The 19,241-nt window shown below is 66.7% G+C and carries 15 protein-coding genes; 6 read left to right on the plus strand and 9 right to left on the minus strand.

What is annotated here, in order from left to right:
- Window positions 1-99 precede the first annotated feature (99 nt).
- From BMY06_RS16315 to BMY06_RS16325, 3 genes are all read right to left on the minus strand, one after another.
- On the minus strand, window positions 100-549 hold the full coding sequence (locus BMY06_RS16315) for a PaaI family thioesterase (protein WP_065065532.1): 450 nt from the start codon (window positions 547-549) through the stop codon (window positions 100-102).
- A gap of 128 nt (window positions 550-677) precedes the next feature.
- Complete coding sequence (locus BMY06_RS16320; protein WP_065065587.1) at window positions 678-980, minus strand: Dabb family protein; 303 nt, start codon at window positions 978-980, stop codon at window positions 678-680.
- Between the two features lie 105 nt (window positions 981-1,085).
- Complete coding sequence (locus BMY06_RS16325; RefSeq protein WP_065065533.1) at window positions 1,086-2,576, minus strand: aminotransferase-like domain-containing protein; 1,491 nt, start codon at window positions 2,574-2,576, stop codon at window positions 1,086-1,088.
- A gap of 72 nt (window positions 2,577-2,648) precedes the next feature.
- Between BMY06_RS16325 and BMY06_RS16330 the strand changes: the two genes are divergently transcribed.
- Complete coding sequence (locus BMY06_RS16330) at window positions 2,649-3,185, plus strand: hypothetical protein (protein WP_143064423.1); 537 nt, start codon at window positions 2,649-2,651, stop codon at window positions 3,183-3,185.
- On the opposite strand, the gene BMY06_RS16335 is transcribed toward BMY06_RS16330, so the two are convergent.
- From BMY06_RS16335 to BMY06_RS16350, 4 genes are all read right to left on the minus strand, one after another.
- Window positions 3,130-4,308 carry an acetyl-CoA C-acyltransferase gene (locus BMY06_RS16335; RefSeq protein WP_074984161.1) on the minus strand — a complete coding sequence of 393 codons (1,179 nt, stop codon included), beginning with the start codon at window positions 4,306-4,308 and terminating at the stop codon, window positions 3,130-3,132. The genes BMY06_RS16330 and BMY06_RS16335 overlap by 56 nt on opposite strands.
- A 121-nt stretch (window positions 4,309-4,429) precedes the next feature.
- On the minus strand, window positions 4,430-5,065 hold the full coding sequence (pncA, locus tag BMY06_RS16340; RefSeq protein ID WP_074984163.1) for a bifunctional nicotinamidase/pyrazinamidase: 636 nt from the start codon (window positions 5,063-5,065) through the stop codon (window positions 4,430-4,432).
- A gap of 59 nt (window positions 5,066-5,124) precedes the next feature.
- A complete protein-coding gene (locus BMY06_RS16345; protein WP_074984165.1) occupies window positions 5,125-7,221 on the minus strand; it encodes a 3-hydroxyacyl-CoA dehydrogenase NAD-binding domain-containing protein in 2,097 nt (698 codons plus the stop codon).
- Between the two features lie 258 nt (window positions 7,222-7,479).
- Window positions 7,480-9,216, minus strand: coding sequence for a 3-(methylthio)propionyl-CoA ligase (locus BMY06_RS16350; RefSeq protein WP_065065537.1), 1,737 nt, complete (start codon window positions 9,214-9,216; stop codon window positions 7,480-7,482).
- 181 nt (window positions 9,217-9,397) lie between these two features.
- Between BMY06_RS16350 and BMY06_RS16355 the strand changes: the two genes are divergently transcribed.
- The 5 genes from BMY06_RS16355 to BMY06_RS16375 all read left to right on the plus strand — a co-directional run bounded on the left by BMY06_RS16355 (window position 9,398) and on the right by BMY06_RS16375 (window position 13,258).
- Window positions 9,398-10,996, plus strand: a complete 1,599-nt coding sequence (locus BMY06_RS16355; RefSeq protein ID WP_074984167.1) for a protein adenylyltransferase SelO — start codon at window positions 9,398-9,400, stop codon at window positions 10,994-10,996.
- A 64-nt stretch (window positions 10,997-11,060) separates the two neighbouring features.
- A complete protein-coding gene (gene msrB / locus BMY06_RS16360; RefSeq protein WP_065065539.1) occupies window positions 11,061-11,480 on the plus strand; it encodes a peptide-methionine (R)-S-oxide reductase MsrB in 420 nt (139 codons plus the stop codon).
- A 105-nt stretch (window positions 11,481-11,585) separates the two neighbouring features.
- Entirely contained in the window at window positions 11,586-12,119 is a 534-nt protein-coding gene (locus BMY06_RS16365) for a septation protein A (RefSeq protein ID WP_074984168.1), read from the plus strand.
- Window positions 12,116-12,427 carry a BolA family protein gene (locus BMY06_RS16370; protein ID WP_074984170.1) on the plus strand — a complete coding sequence of 104 codons (312 nt, stop codon included), beginning with the start codon at window positions 12,116-12,118 and terminating at the stop codon, window positions 12,425-12,427. The genes BMY06_RS16365 and BMY06_RS16370 overlap by 4 nt, the downstream gene beginning before the upstream one ends.
- A gap of 51 nt (window positions 12,428-12,478) precedes the next feature.
- Window positions 12,479-13,258, plus strand: a complete 780-nt coding sequence (locus BMY06_RS16375) for a peptidylprolyl isomerase (RefSeq protein ID WP_074984172.1) — start codon at window positions 12,479-12,481, stop codon at window positions 13,256-13,258.
- 60 nt (window positions 13,259-13,318) lie between these two features.
- Here the strand turns inward: BMY06_RS16375 and BMY06_RS16380 are convergent, their stop codons facing one another.
- Together BMY06_RS16380 and purL are read right to left on the minus strand one after the other, a co-directional pair.
- Window positions 13,319-14,440, minus strand: coding sequence for a Fic family protein (locus BMY06_RS16380; RefSeq protein ID WP_074984328.1), 1,122 nt, complete (start codon window positions 14,438-14,440; stop codon window positions 13,319-13,321).
- 190 nt (window positions 14,441-14,630) lie between these two features.
- Complete coding sequence (gene purL, locus BMY06_RS16385; RefSeq protein WP_074984174.1) at window positions 14,631-18,716, minus strand: phosphoribosylformylglycinamidine synthase; 4,086 nt, start codon at window positions 18,714-18,716, stop codon at window positions 14,631-14,633.
- Window positions 18,717-19,241 lie beyond the last annotated feature (525 nt).

The following is a 19,241-nucleotide window of genomic DNA, read 5'->3' on the forward strand; positions in this document are numbered from 1 at the left end:
CGCGCGGGGTGGAAACGGATGCGCGCCCGCCAGAAACAGTGATCGTTTCATTGCGGAGCGGGCGCGCAAGCCAGGCGCGAAGCCGGGCGAAAGCGACGATCAGCCGTCGCTCGGGCCCGGCTTCGCGTTGGGATCGCTGCGCAGGCGCTGGCGCGTGACGTCGCGACCCACAGCGAGCTTGCGCATGTATTTGAAGGTGCCGAGCGCCTTGGCGACGAAGTGGCCTTCGCTGTCGCGGATCTCGCCTTCGCAATAAGCCATCGTGGTCGAGCGGTGCAGCACGCGGCCATAGGCGCGCAGTTCGCCGCGACCCGGCTGCATGAAGTTCACTTTCATCTCGACGGTGACGACGCCCACGCCGTCAGCGGCGACGCTGCGCGCGGCCATCGCGAGCGCGATGTCGGCGAGCGTCATGGTCACGCCGCCATGCGCGACGTCCCACGTGTTCAGGTGACGCTCGGCAAGCGGCAGCATCACTTCGCTCGCGCCGTCGCGCGCGCTGACGAGCTGCGCGCCCAGATGGTCGACGAACGGGCTTTCGATCACCATGCCCGCGTTCTGGGCATCGTGCGGCTGTGCCGATTGTGCCGTTGGGGCCGGCTGCGCTGGCTGCTGGGCCTCGCCGCCGCTCGGCGCGCTGCCCTGGGTGGTATCTGCGGTTCCGATCATGGCGAGCTTCACACGACGTAATCGACAGCCTGACGCGACTCGACCACGCGCTTGGCGAAGTCCTTCACGACGAGGTGTTCGGGGTGAACCTGGTAAGCGTCGAGCGCGGCCTTGTCGGCGAAATCGGAAAGCAGCGCGAGATCGTAGGTCGAATCGAGACCCTCGCCCGCCACGCCGACTTCGAGATGCAGCGTGCCCGGCACGAGGTCGCGGCAGGCTTCGAGCAGCGTCTTGAACTTCGCGACATTCTCGGCGCGCGTCGCGCCTTCGGCCGTTTCCTTGAGCTTCCACATCACGATATGACGAATCACGGTTTCACCTTTTCTCTGTTGCATGAACGGGGCTCGCGCGCCGTGCGAAGCACGGGCGCAAGGCAGCCGTCATGATACCCGTGCGAGCGCGCGTACATGGCCCGCTCATGCCTTCGCGCCCGCGCCCGGCAGCGCGTTTTCGCGGGCCAGCCGGTGTGCGATCGCGCCGATCCGCAGCAGCGCATCATCGGCGCTATGGGGCAGCGGACCCGGACAGCTCACGCGGATGCAATGTTCGAAACGCCCCGAGTTCGAAAACACGGTGCCGGGCATGATGCGGATACGCTCGGCGAGCGCGGCGTCGAACAGCGCCATCGACGACACATGCCGCGGCAACTCGATCCAGAACGCCAGCCCGCCTGCCGGCGGCGTGAAGCGCGTGCCCTCGGGAAACGCCGCGCCGATGCCCTGCGCCATACGTTCGCGCTGCGCGCGCAGCCGCTCGCGCAGGCGGCGCAAATGGCGTTCGTGCGCCTGGCTTTGCAGGAACTCGGCGAGCACGGCCTGCGAAAGCGGTTCGTTCAGGCGCGACTGCGAAAACTTCAGCATCGCGATGCGCGCGTGCCAGCGCCCGCCCGCCATCCAGCCCACGCGCATGCCCGGCGCGAGCGTCTTGTTGAACGACGTGCAGTGAATCACCGTGCCCGCGCTGTCCCACGCTTTCAGGGCGCGCGGCGCGGTCTCGCCTTCGACGAGTTCGCGGTACGGATCGTCTTCGATCACGGCCACGCCCGCCTGCGTGCACAACTCGACAATGCGCTGCTTGTGCGCATCCGGCATCACGCAGCCGAGCGGATTCTGCAGATGCGGCACCACCACCACGGCCTTCAGTTCCGGATGCTGCTGCAAGGCGAATTCGAGCGCCTCGACCGACAGCCCGGTGGTCGGGCTCGCGGGAATTTCGAGCGCGCGCAGACCGAGACTTTCGAGCACCTGCAGCAAGCCGTAAAAACACGGCGATTCGACGGCGACCGTGTCGCCGGGCTGCGTCACCGCGCGCAGGGCGAGATTGACCGCCTCGGTGCCGCCGTTGGTCATGACGATCTCGTCGGCGTGAACGGCGAAGCCCGCCGCAAGCGCACGTCGCGCGATCACGGCGCGCAGTTGCGGATCGCCGCGCTCATGGCCCGGCGACGTGAGCAGATCGGGACGGCGGCGCAGGATGCGCACGGCGATCTTCTGCAATTCCTCGCCGGGAAACAGCGCGTCGGCGGCGGTCACGCCGCCGAGATTGAGCGCATCGGGCACCTGCTGAAAGCGCGCCACGAGCGCGGAAATGGCCGCGTGCATGCCGACGAACTGCGCGACGAGCGGTTCGCGGTGCGTCGCGTCCTGCCAGTCGGGCTCGCGCGCGGCGGGCAGCGTGTTCGCATTCGCCGCGCGCACGAAATAGCCTTCGCGCGGACGCGCCTCGATCAGCGATTCGCGTTCGAGCACGCGATAGCTTTCGGTCGCGGTGGCGAGACTCACGTCGTGCTGGCGCATGAACGCGCGCATCGACGGCATGCGGTCGCCGGGACGCAGCACGCCGCTTTCGATGGAGCGCCGGTAGTGGCCGGCGAGTTGCCGGTAAAGAGGCTGATCGGGGACGTTCATCGGTCGATGATGCCAGAGCGGCGGCCGGGCGCGACAGATACACGTCTTGTCGCTTTGCACCGATACAGCGCGATGTTTGTCACCGCTGTAGCGCAACGGATCGCGCCCCGTTGTGCCTGTTGCGCGCGCGTTCGCGCCCATAAAGTCGGGGCATGTCAGCACTTCAACGTTCAGGTCTCGATCATGCACGACTTGCCCACCCTCTCGTCTTTTGCCCCGGGCGCGCCCGACGCGGCTTTGGCGTCGCCGCCGCCGCTGCTGCGCATCGCGCCCCATCAGGTTCACTGGATCGCCTTGCGTCGCGGCGCTGCGCTCGTTGCAGTGGAAGGCGCGCTGTGCGTGACGTATCGCGATGCCGCTCTCGCCCTGGCCGGCCACGTCGCACCGCTACAGGCGCGGCGCCTCGACGAAGGCGAGCGTTATCCGATCAGCGATCGGGGCTGGTACGGCTTGAGCGGCGTGGAACGCGATGCCGCCGGCGTGCTGATCGTGCCGGCGGCCGCGTCGCCGCTCGTGGCGTGGGCGCGCCGCTGGATCGCGCGCCTTGCGGGCGTTACACGACTTCGAAAAGCCCCGCCGCGCCCTGACCGCCACCGATACACATCGTGACGACGACGAGCTTCGCGCCGCGGCGCTTGCCTTCGATCAGCGCATGACCGGTGAGACGCGCACCCGAAACGCCATACGGGTGACCGACCGCGATCGCGCCGCCGTTCACGTTCAGGCGATCGGCGGGAATGCCGAGCTTGTCGCGGCAATAGAGCACCTGCACCGCGAACGCTTCGTTCAGTTCCCACAGGTCGATGTCCTCGACCTTGAGGCCCGCCTGCTTGAGGAGCTTCGGCACCGCGAACACCGGGCCGATGCCCATTTCGTCGGGCTCGCAACCGGCCACGGCGAAGCCGCGGAAGATGCCGAGCGGTTGCAGGCCCTCGCGTTCCGCGACCTTGGCGTTCATGACCACGCAGGCGCTCGCGCCGTCCGAGAACTGGCTCGCGTTGCCCGCCGTGATCACGCCGCCGGGCATCGCCGTGCGGATCTTCGCCACGCCTTCGAGCGTGGTGTCGCCGCGAATGCCTTCGTCGGACGAGATCGTCACTTCCTTCGTGATCAGCTGGCCCGAAGCCTTGTCGGCGACGCCCGCGAGCACCGTCATCGGCACGATTTCGTCGTTGAAGAGACCCGCCGCCTGCGCCGCGGCCGCGCGCAGTTGCGACTGCACGCCGTATTCGTCCTGACGATCCTTCGAGATTTCGTAGCGTTTCGCGACGTTTTCCGCCGTCTGCAGCATGCTCCAGTAGATTTCCGGCTTGTGCTGGCTGAGCCAGCCTTCGGCCATCATGTGGCGATTCATTTCGTTCTGCACGCACGAAATGGATTCCACGCCGCCCGCCACGAACACGTCGCCTTCACCGGCAATCACGCGTTGCGCCGCGAGCGCAATCGTCTGGAGACCGGACGAACAGAAACGGTTCACCGTCATGCCCGGCACCGAGACCGGCAGGCCCGCGCGCAGCGCGATCTGGCGAGCGATGTTGGCGCCCGTCGCGCCTTCGGGATTGGCGCAGCCCATGATCACGTCCTCGACGCGCGCGGGGTCGATCTTCGCGCGCTCGACGGCGGCCTGCGTGACGTGGCCGCCGAGCGTGGCGCCGTGCGTCATGTTGAACGAGCCCTTCCACGATTTGGCGAGGCCCGTGCGGGCGGTCGAAACGATTACGGCGTCAGTCATCTGTGTGTCTCCTTGTCGATCGGCGCTTGCGCCTGTGCGCGGTGCGCCGATCCCATCCCAATGGTTTGATCCGGTGAATCTCTGTCGCTTCGAACGAACGAATGCGGGGGAATCTGCGCCCTCAGGCCGCGCCGCGCAGCACGTCGGCCGACTGCGCGCGCTTCACGCCCGCCGCCTGCAACTGCTCCCACGCGGCGGCCAGCGAGCCGTTCAGGTCGATGGCGCGCGAGGCGTCTTCGATCAGCACGGTTTCGAAGCCCGCGGCGCGCGCATCGAGCGCGGACCACGCAACGCAATAGTCGGTCGCGAGGCCGCAGCAGTACACGCGCTTCGCGCCCGTATCGCGCAGATAGCCCGCGAGTCCGGTGGGCGTCGTGCGATCGGCTTCGAGAAACGCCGAGTAGCTGTCGACGTCCACGTGATGACCCTTGCGGATGACCGCGCGCGCATGCGGCACGTCGAGATCGCGATGCAAAGCCGCGCCTGGCGTGCCCTGCACGCAGTGCGTGGGCCACAGCACCTGCTCGCCGTACGGCAGCGCGACGGTCTCGAAGGGCTGGCGCCCCGCGTGATTCGCGGCAAACGACACGTGCGCCGCCGGGTGCCAATCCTGCGTGAGCACCACATGCGCGAAGCCCTGCGCGAGCCGGTTGGCGACCGGCACGACTTCGTCGCCGTGCGCGACGGCCAGCGCCCCGCCTGGCATGAAGTCGTATTGCAGGTCGATCAGCAGGAGCACGTCGTCTGCGCTTCTCATCGTGTTCGTCCGTTCTTGCTAGCGTTGATACATCTGGTTGATACGCGTGCGGGCGTCGCTCAGTTGAACGCGCCGCCGTTCTCCGCGCGCTTGGCCAGCGACGACGCGATCTGCCAGGCGTCGCCGTTCGGCTGTTGCGCGTAGCGGCGAATCGAGCGCGCCACGTTGTAGAGACCGACCGTGTCGGCGTAGAGCATCGGGCCGCCGCGCCACAGCGGGAAGCCGTAGCCCGTGAGATAGACCATGTCGATGTCCGACGCCTTCGACGCGATGCCTTCTTCGAGAATCTTCGCGCCTTCGTTGACGAGCGCGTAGACCAGGCGCTCGACGATTTCCTCGTCGCTGATCTTGCGGCGTTCGGCGCCCGCTTCCTTCGAGTACGCGACGATCATGTCGTCGACGAGCTTCGAGGGCAGCGCATTGCGTTCGCCCGCCTTGTAGTCGTACCAGCCCGCGCCGGTCTTCTGGCCGAAGCGCCCCGTTTCGCACAGACGGTCGGCGATCTTCGAGTACTTCATGTCCGGATGTTCCTGGTAACGACGCTTGCGGATCGCCCAGCCGATATCGTTGCCCGCGAGGTCGCTCATGCGGAACGGCCCCATCGCGAAGCCGAACTTCTCGATCGCGCGGTCGACCTGCGCGGGCAGCGCGCCTTCTTCGAGCATGTAGAGCGCCTGGCGCACGTACTGCTCGATCATGCGGTTGCCGATGAAGCCGTCGCACACGCCCGAGACCACGGCCGTCTTGCGGATCTTCTTCGCGACCTGCATGACGGTGGCCAGCACGTCCTTCGCGGTTTCCTTGCCGCGCACGACTTCGAGCAGCTTCATGACGTTGGCCGGACTGAAGAAGTGCAGACCGACCACGTCCTGCGGACGCTTCGTGAAGGCCGCGATCTTGTCGACGTCGAGCGTCGAGGTGTTCGAGGCGAGAATGGCGCCCGGCTTCGCGACTTCGTCCAGACGCTTGAACACCTGCTCCTTCACGCCGAGTTCTTCGAACACCGCTTCGATGATGAGATCGGCCTGCTTGAGGTCGTGGTAGGACAGCGTCGGGCTGATCAGCGCCATGCGCGCGTCGAGCTTCTCCTGCGTGAGCTTGCCCTTCTTGACCTGCGCTTCGTAGTTCTTGCGGATCGTGGCGAGACCGCGATCGAGCGCTTCCTGCTTCGTTTCGAGCAGCGTGACCGGCACGCCCGCGTTCAGGAAGTTCATCGTGATGCCGCCGCCCATCGTGCCTGCGCCGATCACCGCGACTGTCTGGATGTCGCGCGTGGGCGTGCTCGACGGCACATCGGGAATCTTGCTCGCGGCGCGCTCGCCGAAGAACGCGTGACGCAGCGCGTGCGATTCCGGCGTTTGCACCAGTTCGACGAAGCATTCGCGCTCGTAGGCGAGGCCCTTGTCGAAGCCCTGCTTCACGCCCGCGGCGATGGCGTCGATGCACTTGACCGGCGCCGGATAGTTCTTCGACATCGCGCCCACGGTGTTGCGCGAGAACTGCAGGAAGCCTTCGGCGTTCGGATGCTCGATCTTGCGGTTGCGCACGAGCGGATGCGGACCCTGCTTGTCGGCGGCCTTGCGCGCGAACGCAACGGCTTCGTCGAGCAGATCGCCTTGCGCCATGGCGTCGAACAGGCCCGACTTCGCGAGCTTCTCGCTCGGCACCGGCGCGCCGCTGACGATCATGTTCAGCGCGGCTTCGAGGCCGATCGCGCGCGGCAGGCGCTGCGTGCCGCCCGCGCCGGGCAGAATGCCGAGCTTCACTTCGGGCAGCGCGATCTGCGCGCCGGGCGCCGCGATGCGATAGTGCGCGCCGAGCGCCAGTTCGAGGCCGCCGCCCATCGCCACGCTGTGGATCGCCGCGACCACCGGCTTCGCACTCTTCTCCACTTCCTTGATGACGGTGTGGAGCGTGGGCTCCTGGGTGGCCTTCGGCGTGTTGAATTCGGTGATGTCGGCGCCGCCCGAAAACGCCTTGCCCGCGCCCGTGATGACGATGGCCGTGACCGCCGTGTCGGCGTTGGCGCGCGCGATGCCCTCGACGATGCCGGTACGGGTCGCGTGACCCAGGCCGTTGACGGGCGGATTGTTGAGCGTGATGACGGCGACGCCGTCGCGAGTCGTGTAAATCACTGCCGCGTTGTCCACTACCATTTGCCTGCCTCCATGCTTGCGGGCCGCGTTGTGCGTCGCCGGCTTCATTGTCCGACATTCCCGGTCAGCAGGCAGAATACCGAAAAAAGAACGTTCGTTCCATTTTTTTCGATAACAAAGGCGTCAGGGTTTGTACCGACCGTCGTGCAGGTTTGGGAACAAACGGCTCGAAGCGTACGGAAAGCGCATAAAAAAACGCGGCCCGCAGGCCGCGCCGAAGCAACGCTCGATACGTATCGAGCTAACCGTGATGCGGCTCTAATCGGGCGTCGCCGCCGACTTGACCGGGTGCGCGCCGCCACCCGCGTGCGCATCGATATTCGCGTCGAGCGGCTCCATCGGACATTGCTCGCTCGCCGCTGCCGCCGTGGGCAGCACGTGATCGCGGAACTGCTCGCGCAGTTTGAGCTTTTGCAGCTTGCCGGTGGCCGTGTGCGGCAGTTCGTCGACGAAAGCCACGTCGTCGGGCTGCCACCATTTCACGACCTTGCCGTCGAAATACGCGAGCAGCGCCTCGCGGGTGACCTCGGCGCCGGGCTTCTTCACCGCGACGATCAGCGGCCGCTCGGTCCAGCGCGGATGCGCACAGGCAATACACGCGGCCTCCGCAATCGCCGGATGCGAAACCGCGATGTTTTCCAGCTCGATCGAACTGATCCACTCGCCGCCCGACTTGATCACGTCCTTGCTGCGGTCGGTGATGTGCAGGAAGCCGTCGGCGTCGATGGTCGCGACGTCGCCGGTCGGGAACCAGCCGTCGATCAGCGGCGTGCCGCCCGCCTGCCGGAAATAACGGTCGATGACCCACGGCCCGCGCACATGCAGGTCGCCGAACGCGACGCCGTCCCACGGCAACTCGCGCCCGTCGTCGCCGACGATCTTCATGTCGACGCCGAAAATCACGCGTCCCTGCTTTTCGAGCAGCGCGCGGCGCGCGTCCGGCGGACGCTGCGACTGCTCCCAGTTGAGCTTCGCGAGCGTGCCGAGCGGCGACATCTCCGTCATGCCCCACGCGTGAATCACCTGCACGCCGTAGGTGTCTTCGTAAGTGCGCAGCATCGCGGGCGGACACGCCGAACCGCCGATCACCGTACGCTGCAAGGTCGAAAACTTCACGCCCGCGTCGCGCATATACGTGAGCAGGCCGAGCCACACTGTCGGCACGCCCGCCGAACAGGTCACGCCCTCGGACTCCATCAACTCGTAGAGCGACTTGCCGTCGAGATCCTTGCCGGGCAGCACGAGCTTGGTGCCGTTCAGCGGCGCCGCGTGCGGAATGCCCCACGCATTCACATGGAACATCGGCACGACGGGCAGGATCGCGTCGCGCGCCGAGAGCCCGATCGAATCGGGCAAGGACGCCGCGTACGCATGCAGCACCGACGAACGATGCGTGTAGAGCGCGCCCTTCGGATTGCCGGTGGTGCCCGATGTGTAGCAGAGATTCGACGCGCTACGCTCGTCGAGCAAGGGCCAGGCATAATCGCCGTCTTGCGCCGCGAGCAGCGTTTCATACGCGAGCACCGGCGTTTTCATCGCCGGGAGACAGGATTCGTCGCACAGCGCGATCCAGCCGCGCACGTTCGGACATTGCGGCGCGAGTGCGTCGACGAGCGGCGCGAACGTGAGGTCGAACAGCACATAGCGATCGTCGGCGTGATTGACGATCCAGGCGATCTGCTCGGGAAAGAGACGCGGATTGATCGTGTGGCACACGGCGCCGAAACCGGTCACGCCGAAATACGCTTCCATGTGCCGGTAGCCGTTCCAGGCCAGCGTGCCGACGCGCTCGCCGGGCTCGACGCCCAGCGCGATGAGCGCCTGCGCGAGCTGCTTCGCGCGCGTCTCGCAATCGCGGTAGGTATAGCGGTGCAGGTCGCCCTCGATGCGGCGCGAAACGATCTCGGTGTTGCCGTGATGACGCGCGGCATGCGCGATCAGCGACGACACGAGAAGCGGCACGTCCATCATGTGTCCCAGCAGCGGCGCAGTCATGCTCGTCGGTCTCCTCGGCTCGAATGCGATCATTCTCGTTATGGGATGGAGCGGGCTCGCCGGGTCCGGCGCGTGCGCGTGCGGGAGGCGTGCCGCCCGACGGTGTCGATGACAACGATGGCCTGTCCTGCACGCCGGCGGGCGCGGACTTACAATATCGGCTAATCCACAGGCGCTCAACATGTCGTTTTCACCAGGCCTTTCAGACTCGCAAGGCGGCACGTCCGCCCCCCAGGCGCCGCAAAGCGGCGCACTCGCCGACTTCGAACGCGCGCTCACCGCAGCGCGCGACGACGCGTTCGCCGCGCTCGGCGCCACCTTCCACACGCGCCTGCCCGGCGCGCCGCTGCCCGCGCCCTACGTGGTCGGGTTCTCGGCGGACACGGCCGCGCTGCTCGGGCTCGATCCGGGCGTCGTGAACGATCCGTCATTCGCGGCGTTTTTCTGCGGCAACTTCACCCGCGAACGCTCGCCCTCGGCCATGTCGTATGCGGCCGTTTACTCGGGGCATCAGTTCGGCGTGTGGGCGGGCCAGCTCGGCGACGGCCGCGCGCTGATGCTCGGCGAAGTCGAGCACGCGGGCCGGCGCTACGACGTCCAGCTCAAGGGCGCGGGCCGCACGCCCTACTCGCGCATGGGCGACGGCCGCGCGGTGCTGCGCTCGTCGATCCGCGAATATCTGTGCTCGGAAGCCATGCATCACCTCGGCATTCCGACCACGCGCGCGCTCGCCGTGATCGGCTCCGATCAGACCGTGCGCCGCGAGGAACTCGAAACGGCCGCCGTCGTCACGCGCGTGTCGCCGAGCTTCGTGCGCTTCGGCCACTTCGAGCACTTCTATTCGCAGGACAACGTCGAGGCGCTGCGCACGCTTGCCGATCACGTCATCGACCGTTTCTATCCGCAGCTGCGCGAAGCTGACGACCCGTATCTCGCGCTGCTCGATCAGGCCGTGCGCACCACGGCGGCGCTGATGGTCGAGTGGCAGGCCGTGGGTTTCTGCCACGGCGTGATGAACACCGACAACATGTCGATCCTCGGTCTCACGATCGACTACGGCCCGTTCGGTTTCATCGACGGCTTCGACGCGAATCACATCTGCAATCATTCGGATTCGCAGGGTCGCTACGCGTACCGCAATCAGCCGCAGATCGGCTACTGGAATCTCTTTTGCCTCGCGCAGGCGCTGTTGCCGCTGTTCGGCCCGCAGTACGACCAGACCGACGAGAAAGCGCACACCGAGCGCTGCATCGCCGACGCGCAACGCGTGCTCGAAGGCTTCAAGGGGCATTTCGCGCCCGCGCTCGAAGCGCGCATGCGTGCGAAGCTCGGCCTCGAACACGCGCGTGAAGGCGACGATCAGCTCGCGAACCAGCTGTTCGAAATCATGCATGCGAATCGCGCCGACTTCACGCTGACGTTCCGCCATCTCTCGCGCGTTTCGAAGCACGACGCGAGCGGCGACACGAGCGTGCGCGACCTGTTCCTCGATCGCGCCGCGTTCGACGCGTGGGCCGTCACCTATCGCGCGCGTCTCGCGCACGAAACCCGCGACGACGCCACGCGCGCCGCAGCGATGAACCGCGTCAATCCGAAGTTCGTGCTGCGCAATCACCTCGCGCAAACGGCCATCGAGCGCGCGGCACAGAAGGATTTCAGCGAAGTCGAGCGGCTCGCGACGGTGCTCAGGCGTCCCTTCGACGAGCAGCCGGAATACGAAAGCTACGCGGCGCTGCCGCCCGACTGGGCGAGCTCGCTCGAAGTCAGTTGCTCTTCGTGAGCGCGCCCCCATCTAAGCGACTCTTCCGCACTTCCCCTCGACCGCAACCCGACAGGAACCCGACATGAGCCAGGACGACCACAACTCCGACGCCTACCCCGGCCACAAGTCCGACGCCGAATGGCGCGAGAAGCTCGACCCCACGCAATACCAGGTCACGCGCCATGCGGCCACCGAACGCGCCTTCACCGGCAAGTACTGGGACCACAACGAGCGCGGCATCTACGACTGCGTCTGCTGTGGCACGCCGCTGTTCGAATCCGACACGAAATTCGACGCCGGTTGCGGCTGGCCGAGCTACTTCCGTCCGATCGACGGCGAGGTAATCGAGGAGCGCACGGACCGCACGCACGGCATGCTGCGCATCGAGGTGCGTTGCAAGAACTGCGGCGCGCATCTGGGCCACGTATTCGAAGATGGTCCGGCCCCGACCGGCCTGCGGTATTGCATCAATTCGGCTGCGTTACAATTCGAGCCCAAGTAAGCGAGGCGCCGCCTCGCGCGAGGGCGCAAACGCCCGCCGGCCCTGGGGCCGCGCGGGCGTCGCGCCCTCTTTTAGCGGCTCTTAGAGCCAACTTCCAGGCCGATAATGAAATTTCTGTTTGATCTGTTCCCGATCATCCTGTTCTTCGTCGCCTTCAAGCTGTGGGGCATCTTCACGGCCACCGCCGTGGCCATCGCGGCGACGCTCGTGCAAATCGCCTGGGTCGCGTTTCGTCACCGCAAGGTCGACCCGATGCTGTGGCTGAGTCTGGGCATCGTCGTCGTGTTCGGCGGCGCCACGCTCATGCTGCACGACGAAACCTTCATCAAGTGGAAACCCACGGTGCTCTACTGGGCGTTCTCCATCGTGCTGCTGGTCTCGCAGGTCGCGTTCAGCAAGAACCTCATCGAAGCGATGATGGGCAAGCAGATCACGCTGCCCACGCGCATCTGGACGCAACTGAACTTCGTCTGGTCGGTCTTCTTCGCGCTGCTCGGCATCCTGAACCTGTTCGTCGCGTTCCACTTCTCGACCGACGCCTGGGTTGATTTCAAACTGTTCGGCGCGACCGGCATTCTGGTGGTGTTCATCGTCGGCCAGAGCCTGTGGCTGTCGCGTCACATGAAGGAAGAAGAATGAGCGACGAGTTCCTTAACGCCTCGCCGGCAGAGCGCCTCGCGCTGATCGAAACGCGCGTCACCGCGGCGCTCGCGCCGGTCGATTCGATCGTCGTGCGCGACGACAGCGCACAGCACGCCGGTCACGCCGGTGCCTCGGCGGGCGGGCATTATCACGTCACGATCGTTGCGTCCGCATTCGCCGGGAAAGCCCGCGTGGCAAGGCACCGCATGGTGTATGATGCGCTGGCCGAAGCCATGCAGCGCGGCATCCATGCACTCGCGATCACGGCGCTCACGCCCGAAGAAGCCGCGGCGCTGCCCCGCTAAGCCCCACTTTATTTGGTTCGCCCTTTTGGTTCGCCCTGTTAGGACTTACAGATGACCTTGAAGAAAACCCGTCTCTGGGTGTTGCTGGCTGCGTTCGCTGCGGCTCCCGCTTTTGCGCAGAACATCGCCGTCGTGAACGGCACGCCGATTCCGAAGGCGCGCGCCGACGCGCTCGTCGCCCAGGTCGTGGCCCAGGGCCAGCAAGACACGCCGGATCTGCAAAAGGCCGTGCGTGAAGAGCTGATCAACCGCGAAGTGCTGATGCAGGAAGCGGCGCGTCTGGGCATTCCGAATCGTCCGGACGTGAAGGCGCAACTGGCGATGGCCCAGCAGCAGGTCATCCTGCACGCGTGGATCGAGGACTTCCTCAAGACCAACCAGCCGACGGACGCCGACGTCAAGGCCATGTACGACAAGCTCACGCAAGGCGCGGGCGGCAAGGAATATCACCTGCATCACATCCTCGTCGACAACGAGCAGCAGGCCAAGGACCTGATCGCGAAGATCAAGGGCGGCGCGAGCTTCGAAGACCTCGCGAAGCAGTACTCGAAGGATCCGGGTTCGGCGAAGAACGGCGGCGATCTCGACTGGTCGGACCCGAAGGCCTACGTGCCTGAGTTCGCCGCGGCCGCTACGTCGCTGCAGAAAGGCCAGGTCACCGATACGCCGGTGCACACGCAGTTCGGCTGGCACATCATCCGCGTGGACGACATCCGCGCGATCGCCCCGCCGCCGCTCGAGCAGGTTCGCCCGCAGATCGTGCAGCAGCTCCAGCAGGAAAAGCTGCTCGCGTTCGAGAAGCAACTGCGCGCGCAAGCGAAGATCCAGTAAATCCGCACTGCGGTTTTGCTGTAGGAAAAACCCCGCGACCTTTCGAGGCGCGGGGTTTTTTCATGCTGGCGGATTCAGTTCGTAGCTCGTGCTGCGCCCGCCGCTCTCGTTCTTGCGCAGCACGCCGCGCGCGAGCAGGTCGTTGATGTCGCGCAGCGCCGTATCCGACGAGCACTTGGCCAGCGCGGCCCATTTGCTGCTGGTGAGCTTGCCGTCGAAACCGTCGAGCAGACGATTGACGACCTTGGCCTGGCGCTCGTTGAACGGCGCGTCCGCCCATTGACGCCAGAAGCGCGCCTTGACGAACACCGAGTCGAGCGTGATCTGCGCGTGATCGACCGCGCGATGCAAGGTGTCGAGAAACCAGCGCAGCCACTCGGTCACATCCATTGAACGCCGCTGCGAGCGTTCGAGAATCTCGTAGTACGCCTTGCGCTCGCGCTGGATTTGCGCCGACAGGCTGTAGAAGCGCTGCGAACTGCCGTCCGCGCGCGCGAGCAGCAGATCGCCGATTGCGCGCGCGACACGGCCGTTGCCGTCGTCGAACGGATGCAGCGTGACGAACCAGAGATGGCCGAGTCCGGCCTTGATCAGCGGCGGCATCTGCGCGGGCGCGTTGACCCAGGCGAGAAAGCGCGCCAGCTCCGCTTCGAGACGCGGCGCGGGCGGCGCTTCGAAGTGCACATGCTGACGCCCGATCGGCCCCGACACGACCTGCATCGGACCGGTGGCATCGTCACGCCAGGCGCCGACGCGAATCGGCGTGAGGCCCGCGTAACCGGTCGGAAACAACGCGGCGTGCCAGCCGAACAGGCGTTCGCGCGTGACCGGAAAACGGCTGGCGGCCGTCGCGTCGAGCACCATTTCCACGACGCCTTCCACATGCCGATCGACGGGCGCGAGCGCGCCAATGTCCACGCCCAGACGCCGCGCGATCGACGAACGCACCGAGACCACGCTCAGACGCTCGCCCTCGATTTCGCTGGTCTTCAGCACGTCCTCGGTGAGCGCCGCGAGGCTCGCCTGGTCACGCAGACGCATGCCGACATCCGCGAGACGGCCCATCAGCACGCCCTGGGCGCGGCTCGCCTCGGCCATGGGCTCGGCGAGCGCGGCCATGTCGAAGCGCCACTCGGGCCAGTCGCCGGCTTGCCAGATGTAGGTGTATTCGCCGCTATTCATGCGGTGATTATGGCGCGGATTCGCCGCATGCACAATTTATTCTCCGCACATTATGCGGCGAATAGGGTCGCTATTCGCCGCACGCCCAAACAAAAACCCCGGTCACGCCCGCCGTAGCGGACCTGACCGGGGTTCCGGGATGCGAACGGGGGGCTGGCCTCAATCCGACATCAGCCAGCCCTGGTGCGCCTTAACCCACCCACTTGCGCGCGTTCTGGAACGCACGCTGCCACGGGCTCGCCTCGCCCCAGCTTTCCGGATGCCAGCTCATCGTCACGGTGCGCTGCACGCGTTCCGTGTGCGGCATCAGGACGGTGAAGCGGCCGTCGGCGGTCGTAACCGAGGTGATGCCTTGCGGCGAACCGTTCGGGTTGAACGGATAGCCCTCGGTCGCCTGACCGCGGTGATCGACGTAACGCATCGCCACCGCAACCTTCGAGATGTCGCCCTGCTGCGAGAAGTCCGCGAAGCCTTCGCCGTGCGCGACCGCGACCGGAATGCGCGAGCCTTCCATGCCGTTGAAGAAGATCGACGGCGAGCTCTGCACTTCGACCAGCGAGAAGCGCGCTTCGAACTGCTCCGACTTGTTGCGCGTGAATTTCGGCCAGGCTTCGGCGCCCGGAATCATCGAGGCGAGGCTCGACAGCATCTGGCAACCATTGCAGATGCCGAGCGCAAACGTGTCCTGGCGCGCGAAGAAGGCTGCGAACATGTCCGCGAGCTGCGCGTTGAAGCGGATCGTCTTGGCCCAGCCTTCGCCCGCGCCCAGCACGTCGCCGTACGAGAAGCCGCCGCAGGCCACCGCGCCCGCGAAATCGGCGAGCGTGGCGCGCCCTGCGAGCAGGTCGCTCATGTGGACGTCGTGCGCGTCGAAACCGGCGCGATCGAACGCGTAGGCGGTTTCGAGGTGCGAGTTCACGCCCTGCTCGCGCAGGATCGCGACGCGCGGACGCGCGCCCTTCCCGATGAACGGCGCGGCGACGTCTTCGGCCGGATCGAACGTGAGTTGCGGCTGCATGCCCGGATCGGCGGCGTCGAGCAGCGCGTCGTATTCGGCGTCGGCGCAGGCCGGGTTATCGCGCAGACGCGCGATGCGCCAGCTCACTTCGCTCCACACACGCTGCAGTTCGGCGCGCGGCGCTTCGTAGATGCGCTTGGCGTCGCGGTAGATCTCGATCGAGTCGCGGTTGTTGAGCGTGCCGATCACGTTCGAACACACCGACAGGTTGTGCTCGCGCAGCACGGCCAGCACGGCATCGCGCTGCGTGGCCGGCACCTGGATCACGGCGCCCAGTTCTTCCGAGAACAGCGCGCGCAGCGTGCGGTCGTCGCGGCGGCCGCTGGTCTGCTTCGCCCAGTCCTTGGCGTCGCCGAAGTCGGTGCCGTGCTCGCCGTCGAGCGTGAGCATGTCGACGTTCAGCGACACGCCCGTGTGACCCGCGAACGCCATTTCGCAGACCGTCGCCCACAGGCCGCCGTCCGAGCGGTCGTGGTACGCGAGCAGCTGGTCGTTCGCGTTGAGCTTCTGGATCGCGTTGAAGAACTGCTTGAGGTCTTCGGCGCTGTCGACGTCCGGCGCGGCGTCGCCGACCTGTTGCGTGACCTGCGCGAAAATCGAGCCGCCCATGCGGTTCTTGCCGCGGCCCAGATCGATCGCGATCAGCACCGACTCGCCCGCTTCGTCGACACGGCGCAGTTGCGGCGTGAGGTGACGGCGCACGTCCTCGACCGGCGCGAACGCCGAGATGATCAGCGAAACCGGCGCGACCACTTCCTTCGCCACGCCTTCGTCGTTCCACTTCGTGCGCATCGAGAGCGAATCCTTGCCCACCGGAATGCCGATGCCGAGCGCCGGGCACAGTTCCATGCCGATCGCCTTGACCGTGTCGTAGAGCGCGGCGTCTTCGCCCGGCGCGCCGCACGCGGCCATCCAGTTCGCCGACAGCTTCAGCTTGTCGAGCGACGCGATGGGCGCGCTGGCGATGTTCGTGACGGCCTCGCCGATAGCCATGCGGCCCGACGCCGGCGCGTCGATCACGGCGAGCGGCGTGCGCTCGCCCATCGTCATCGCTTCGCCCTTGTAGCCGGCGTAGTCGAGCGTGGTGATCGCGCAGTCGGCGACCGGCACCTGCCACGGGCCGACCATCTGGTCGCGCACGTTCGTGCCGCCCACCGAGCGGTCGCCGATGGTGATCAGGAACGACTTGCTGCCGACGGTCGGATGGCGCAGCACGCTCTTCGCGACTTCGTCGAGCGCAATGCCCGTGACGTCGACCGGCACGAGCGGCGTGCTCGCGTGCTCGACGTTGCGGTGCATGCGCGGCGGCTTGCCGAGCAGGATGTCCATCGGCATGTCGACGGGCTGGTGGCCGCCGTTCGCGGCGAGCGCCTGCGCGTCGGTGTCGATCAGCTTCAGTTCGCGTTCGGCCGTCGCCACGCCCACCACGGCGAACGGGCAGCGCTCGCGCGCGCAGATCGCTTCGAAGTTCGGCAGATCGGCGGGCGAAATCGCCAGAACGTAACGTTCCTGCGATTCGTTCGACCAGATTTCGCGCGGCGAGAGGCCCGATTCTTCGAGCTGAACCTTGCGCAGTTCGAAGCGCGCGCCTTTATCCGCGCCGTCGACGAGTTCCGGGAACGCGTTCGACAGACCGCCCGCGCCCACGTCGTGAATGCTCAGGATCGGATTGTGTTCGCCGAGCTGCCAGCAGGAGTTGATGACTTCCTGCGCGCGACGCTCGATTTCCGGGTTGCCGCGCTGGACCGAGTCGAAGTCGAGTTCGGCGGTGTTCGTGCCGGTCGCCATCGAGCTGGCCGCGCCGCCGCCCATGCCGATGCGCATGCCGGGGCCGCCGATCTGGATCAGCAGCGAGCCCGCGGGCAGATCGTGCTTGTGCGTGTGCTGGTCGCTGATGTTGCCGATGCCGCCCGCGATCATGATCGGCTTGTGATAGCCGCGCACGGTGCCCGCGACGTTCTGCTCGTAGACGCGGAAGTAGCCGCCGAGGTTCGGACGGCCGAATTCGTTGTTGAACGCGGCGCCGCCGAGCGGGCCGTCGATCATGATCTGCAGCGGCGAGGCGATGCGGTCCGGGCGGCCGTAAACCCCATCGGCGCCCTGCGCGTCGGCCGGATTGCGGTGCGTGAGCGGCGTGGCGGCGTCGCGGGCGTTTTCCCACGTTTCGCGCGCCTCGGGCAGATCGAGGTTCGAGACCGTGAAGCCCGTGAGGCCGGCCTTCGGACGCGCGCCGCGGCCCGTTGCGCCTTCATCGCGGATTTCGCCGCCTGAGCCCGTGGCCGCGCCGGCGAACGGCGAGATCGCGGTCGGGTGGTTGTGCGTCTCCACCTTCATCAGCGTGTGCGTGAGTTCGGTGTGGCGACCGTACTGCTCGCCCGGCGCGCCGTCCGCGCCGGTCTTGCGCGGGAACCAGCGCTCGGCCACCGCGCCTTCCATGATCGACGAGTTGTCCGAGTACGCGACGATCGTGCCTTGCGGGCTGATCTTCTCGGTGTTGCGGATCATCGCGAACAGCGACAGATCCTGCTCCTGGCCGTCGATCGTCCAGCTTGCGTTGAAGATCTTGTGGCGGCAGTGCTCGCTGTTGGCCTGCGCGAACATCATCAGTTCGACGTCGGTCGGGTTGCGGCCCAGCTTCGTGAAGTTCTCGACGAGGTAGTCGATTTCGTCGTCGGCGAGCGCGAGGCCCAGTTCGCCGTTCGCCGTTTCCAGCGCCTTGCGGCCGTGGCCGAGCACGTCGACGGTCTGCATCGGGCGCGCCGGCAGTTCGTCGAACAGATGCAGCGCCTGGTCGCGCGAGGCCGCGACATTCTCGGTCATGCGGTCGTGCAGCGCCGCAGCGACGGCCGCGTGCGCTTCGTCCGACAGCGTTTTCTTACCGCCGAGCAGGCCGCTCTTGAGGATCACCGTGTACTCGACGGCGCGCTCGATGCGGCGCACGTGTTCGAGGCCGCAGTGATGCGCGATGTCGGTGGCCTTGCTCGCCCACGGCGACACCGTGCCGAAACGCGGCACCACGAGGAACGTCACCGTGCTGCCGCGCTCCTGCGGGGCCGCGAACGGCTCGCCGTAGTGCATCAGCGCTTCGATCTTCGCGCTGTCGTCAGCGGAAAGCGGCGTGGCCGAGTTGACGAAATGCAGGAACTGGCCGCGCACGCCGACGATGTTGGCATCGATACGCTGAAGCGTCTCGAGCAGGCGGGTCTGACGGAAGTCGGAGAGGGCCGAAGCACCGGGGAAACACGAGAAGTGGGCCATGGACTGGGGCGTTGCGTCGAGGTTACGTCGCGCCTGGCCTCGCACGGGTGCGTCGCGGGGGGGCGATGCGTCGCGCGCAGGCGACGACGTCGGGCCGACGTCGGGCGATGAAAGGAGACCGCGATTATAACCCGGAAGACCCCGTCCGATCGCCCCCGAGGCCGATCCGCACGCATCCCGAGGCGCACGCCCGTGCGCGTTTTCGCGATGTCGCCGCGGCAGACGGTGACGCGGCGTCCGGCACAGCCGCTTTTTTCGCGATACGGGACGGCGCAGCGGCAGCCGGCGGCCCGGCACGAACGGCGGGTGAATGGCAATAAAACGGGGCCGCCTGAGCAGTCGCCCTGCCCGTGCCCACGCGCGTTGCGGCCCGCAATCGATGCGCGCGCCACCTTGCGCCGGGCGGGTCAAGCGACGCACGCGCATGGCGAGACGGGCGATTTCGCTGCTATGATTGCGCGTTTCACCGATCGGCGCGCAGCTTGCGCGCCGCATGCCACACCCTCTTCGGCACGGCGCCCTCGT

Origin of the sequence: Paraburkholderia tropica (assembly GCF_900109265.1) — a bacterium.
Taxonomy (GTDB): domain Bacteria; phylum Pseudomonadota; class Gammaproteobacteria; order Burkholderiales; family Burkholderiaceae; genus Paraburkholderia; species Paraburkholderia tropica.

Coding starts and splice junctions, on each gene's coding strand:
- BMY06_RS16380 (WP_074984328.1), bottom strand. CDS start 14,440: ATGAATAGCGGCGAATACACCTACATCTGGCAAGCCGGCGACTGGCCC.
- BMY06_RS16365 (WP_074984168.1), top strand. CDS start 11,586: ATGAAATTTCTGTTTGATCTGTTCCCGATCATCCTGTTCTTCGTCGCC.
- purL (WP_074984174.1), bottom strand. CDS start 18,716: ATGGCCCACTTCTCGTGTTTCCCCGGTGCTTCGGCCCTCTCCGACTTC.
- BMY06_RS16370 (WP_074984170.1), top strand. CDS start 12,116: ATGAGCGACGAGTTCCTTAACGCCTCGCCGGCAGAGCGCCTCGCGCTG.
- BMY06_RS16355 (WP_074984167.1), top strand. CDS start 9,398: ATGTCGTTTTCACCAGGCCTTTCAGACTCGCAAGGCGGCACGTCCGCC.
- BMY06_RS16315 (WP_065065532.1), bottom strand. CDS start 549: ATGGTGATCGAAAGCCCGTTCGTCGACCATCTGGGCGCGCAGCTCGTC.
- BMY06_RS16375 (WP_074984172.1), top strand. CDS start 12,479: ATGACCTTGAAGAAAACCCGTCTCTGGGTGTTGCTGGCTGCGTTCGCT.
- BMY06_RS16330 (WP_143064423.1), top strand. CDS start 2,649: ATGTTTGTCACCGCTGTAGCGCAACGGATCGCGCCCCGTTGTGCCTGT.
- BMY06_RS16335 (WP_074984161.1), bottom strand. CDS start 4,308: ATGACTGACGCCGTAATCGTTTCGACCGCCCGCACGGGCCTCGCCAAA.
- msrB (WP_065065539.1), top strand. CDS start 11,061: ATGAGCCAGGACGACCACAACTCCGACGCCTACCCCGGCCACAAGTCC.
- BMY06_RS16325 (WP_065065533.1), bottom strand. CDS start 2,576: ATGAACGTCCCCGATCAGCCTCTTTACCGGCAACTCGCCGGCCACTAC.
- BMY06_RS16345 (WP_074984165.1), bottom strand. CDS start 7,221: ATGGTAGTGGACAACGCGGCAGTGATTTACACGACTCGCGACGGCGTC.
- pncA (WP_074984163.1), bottom strand. CDS start 5,065: ATGAGAAGCGCAGACGACGTGCTCCTGCTGATCGACCTGCAATACGAC.
- BMY06_RS16350 (WP_065065537.1), bottom strand. CDS start 9,216: ATGACTGCGCCGCTGCTGGGACACATGATGGACGTGCCGCTTCTCGTG.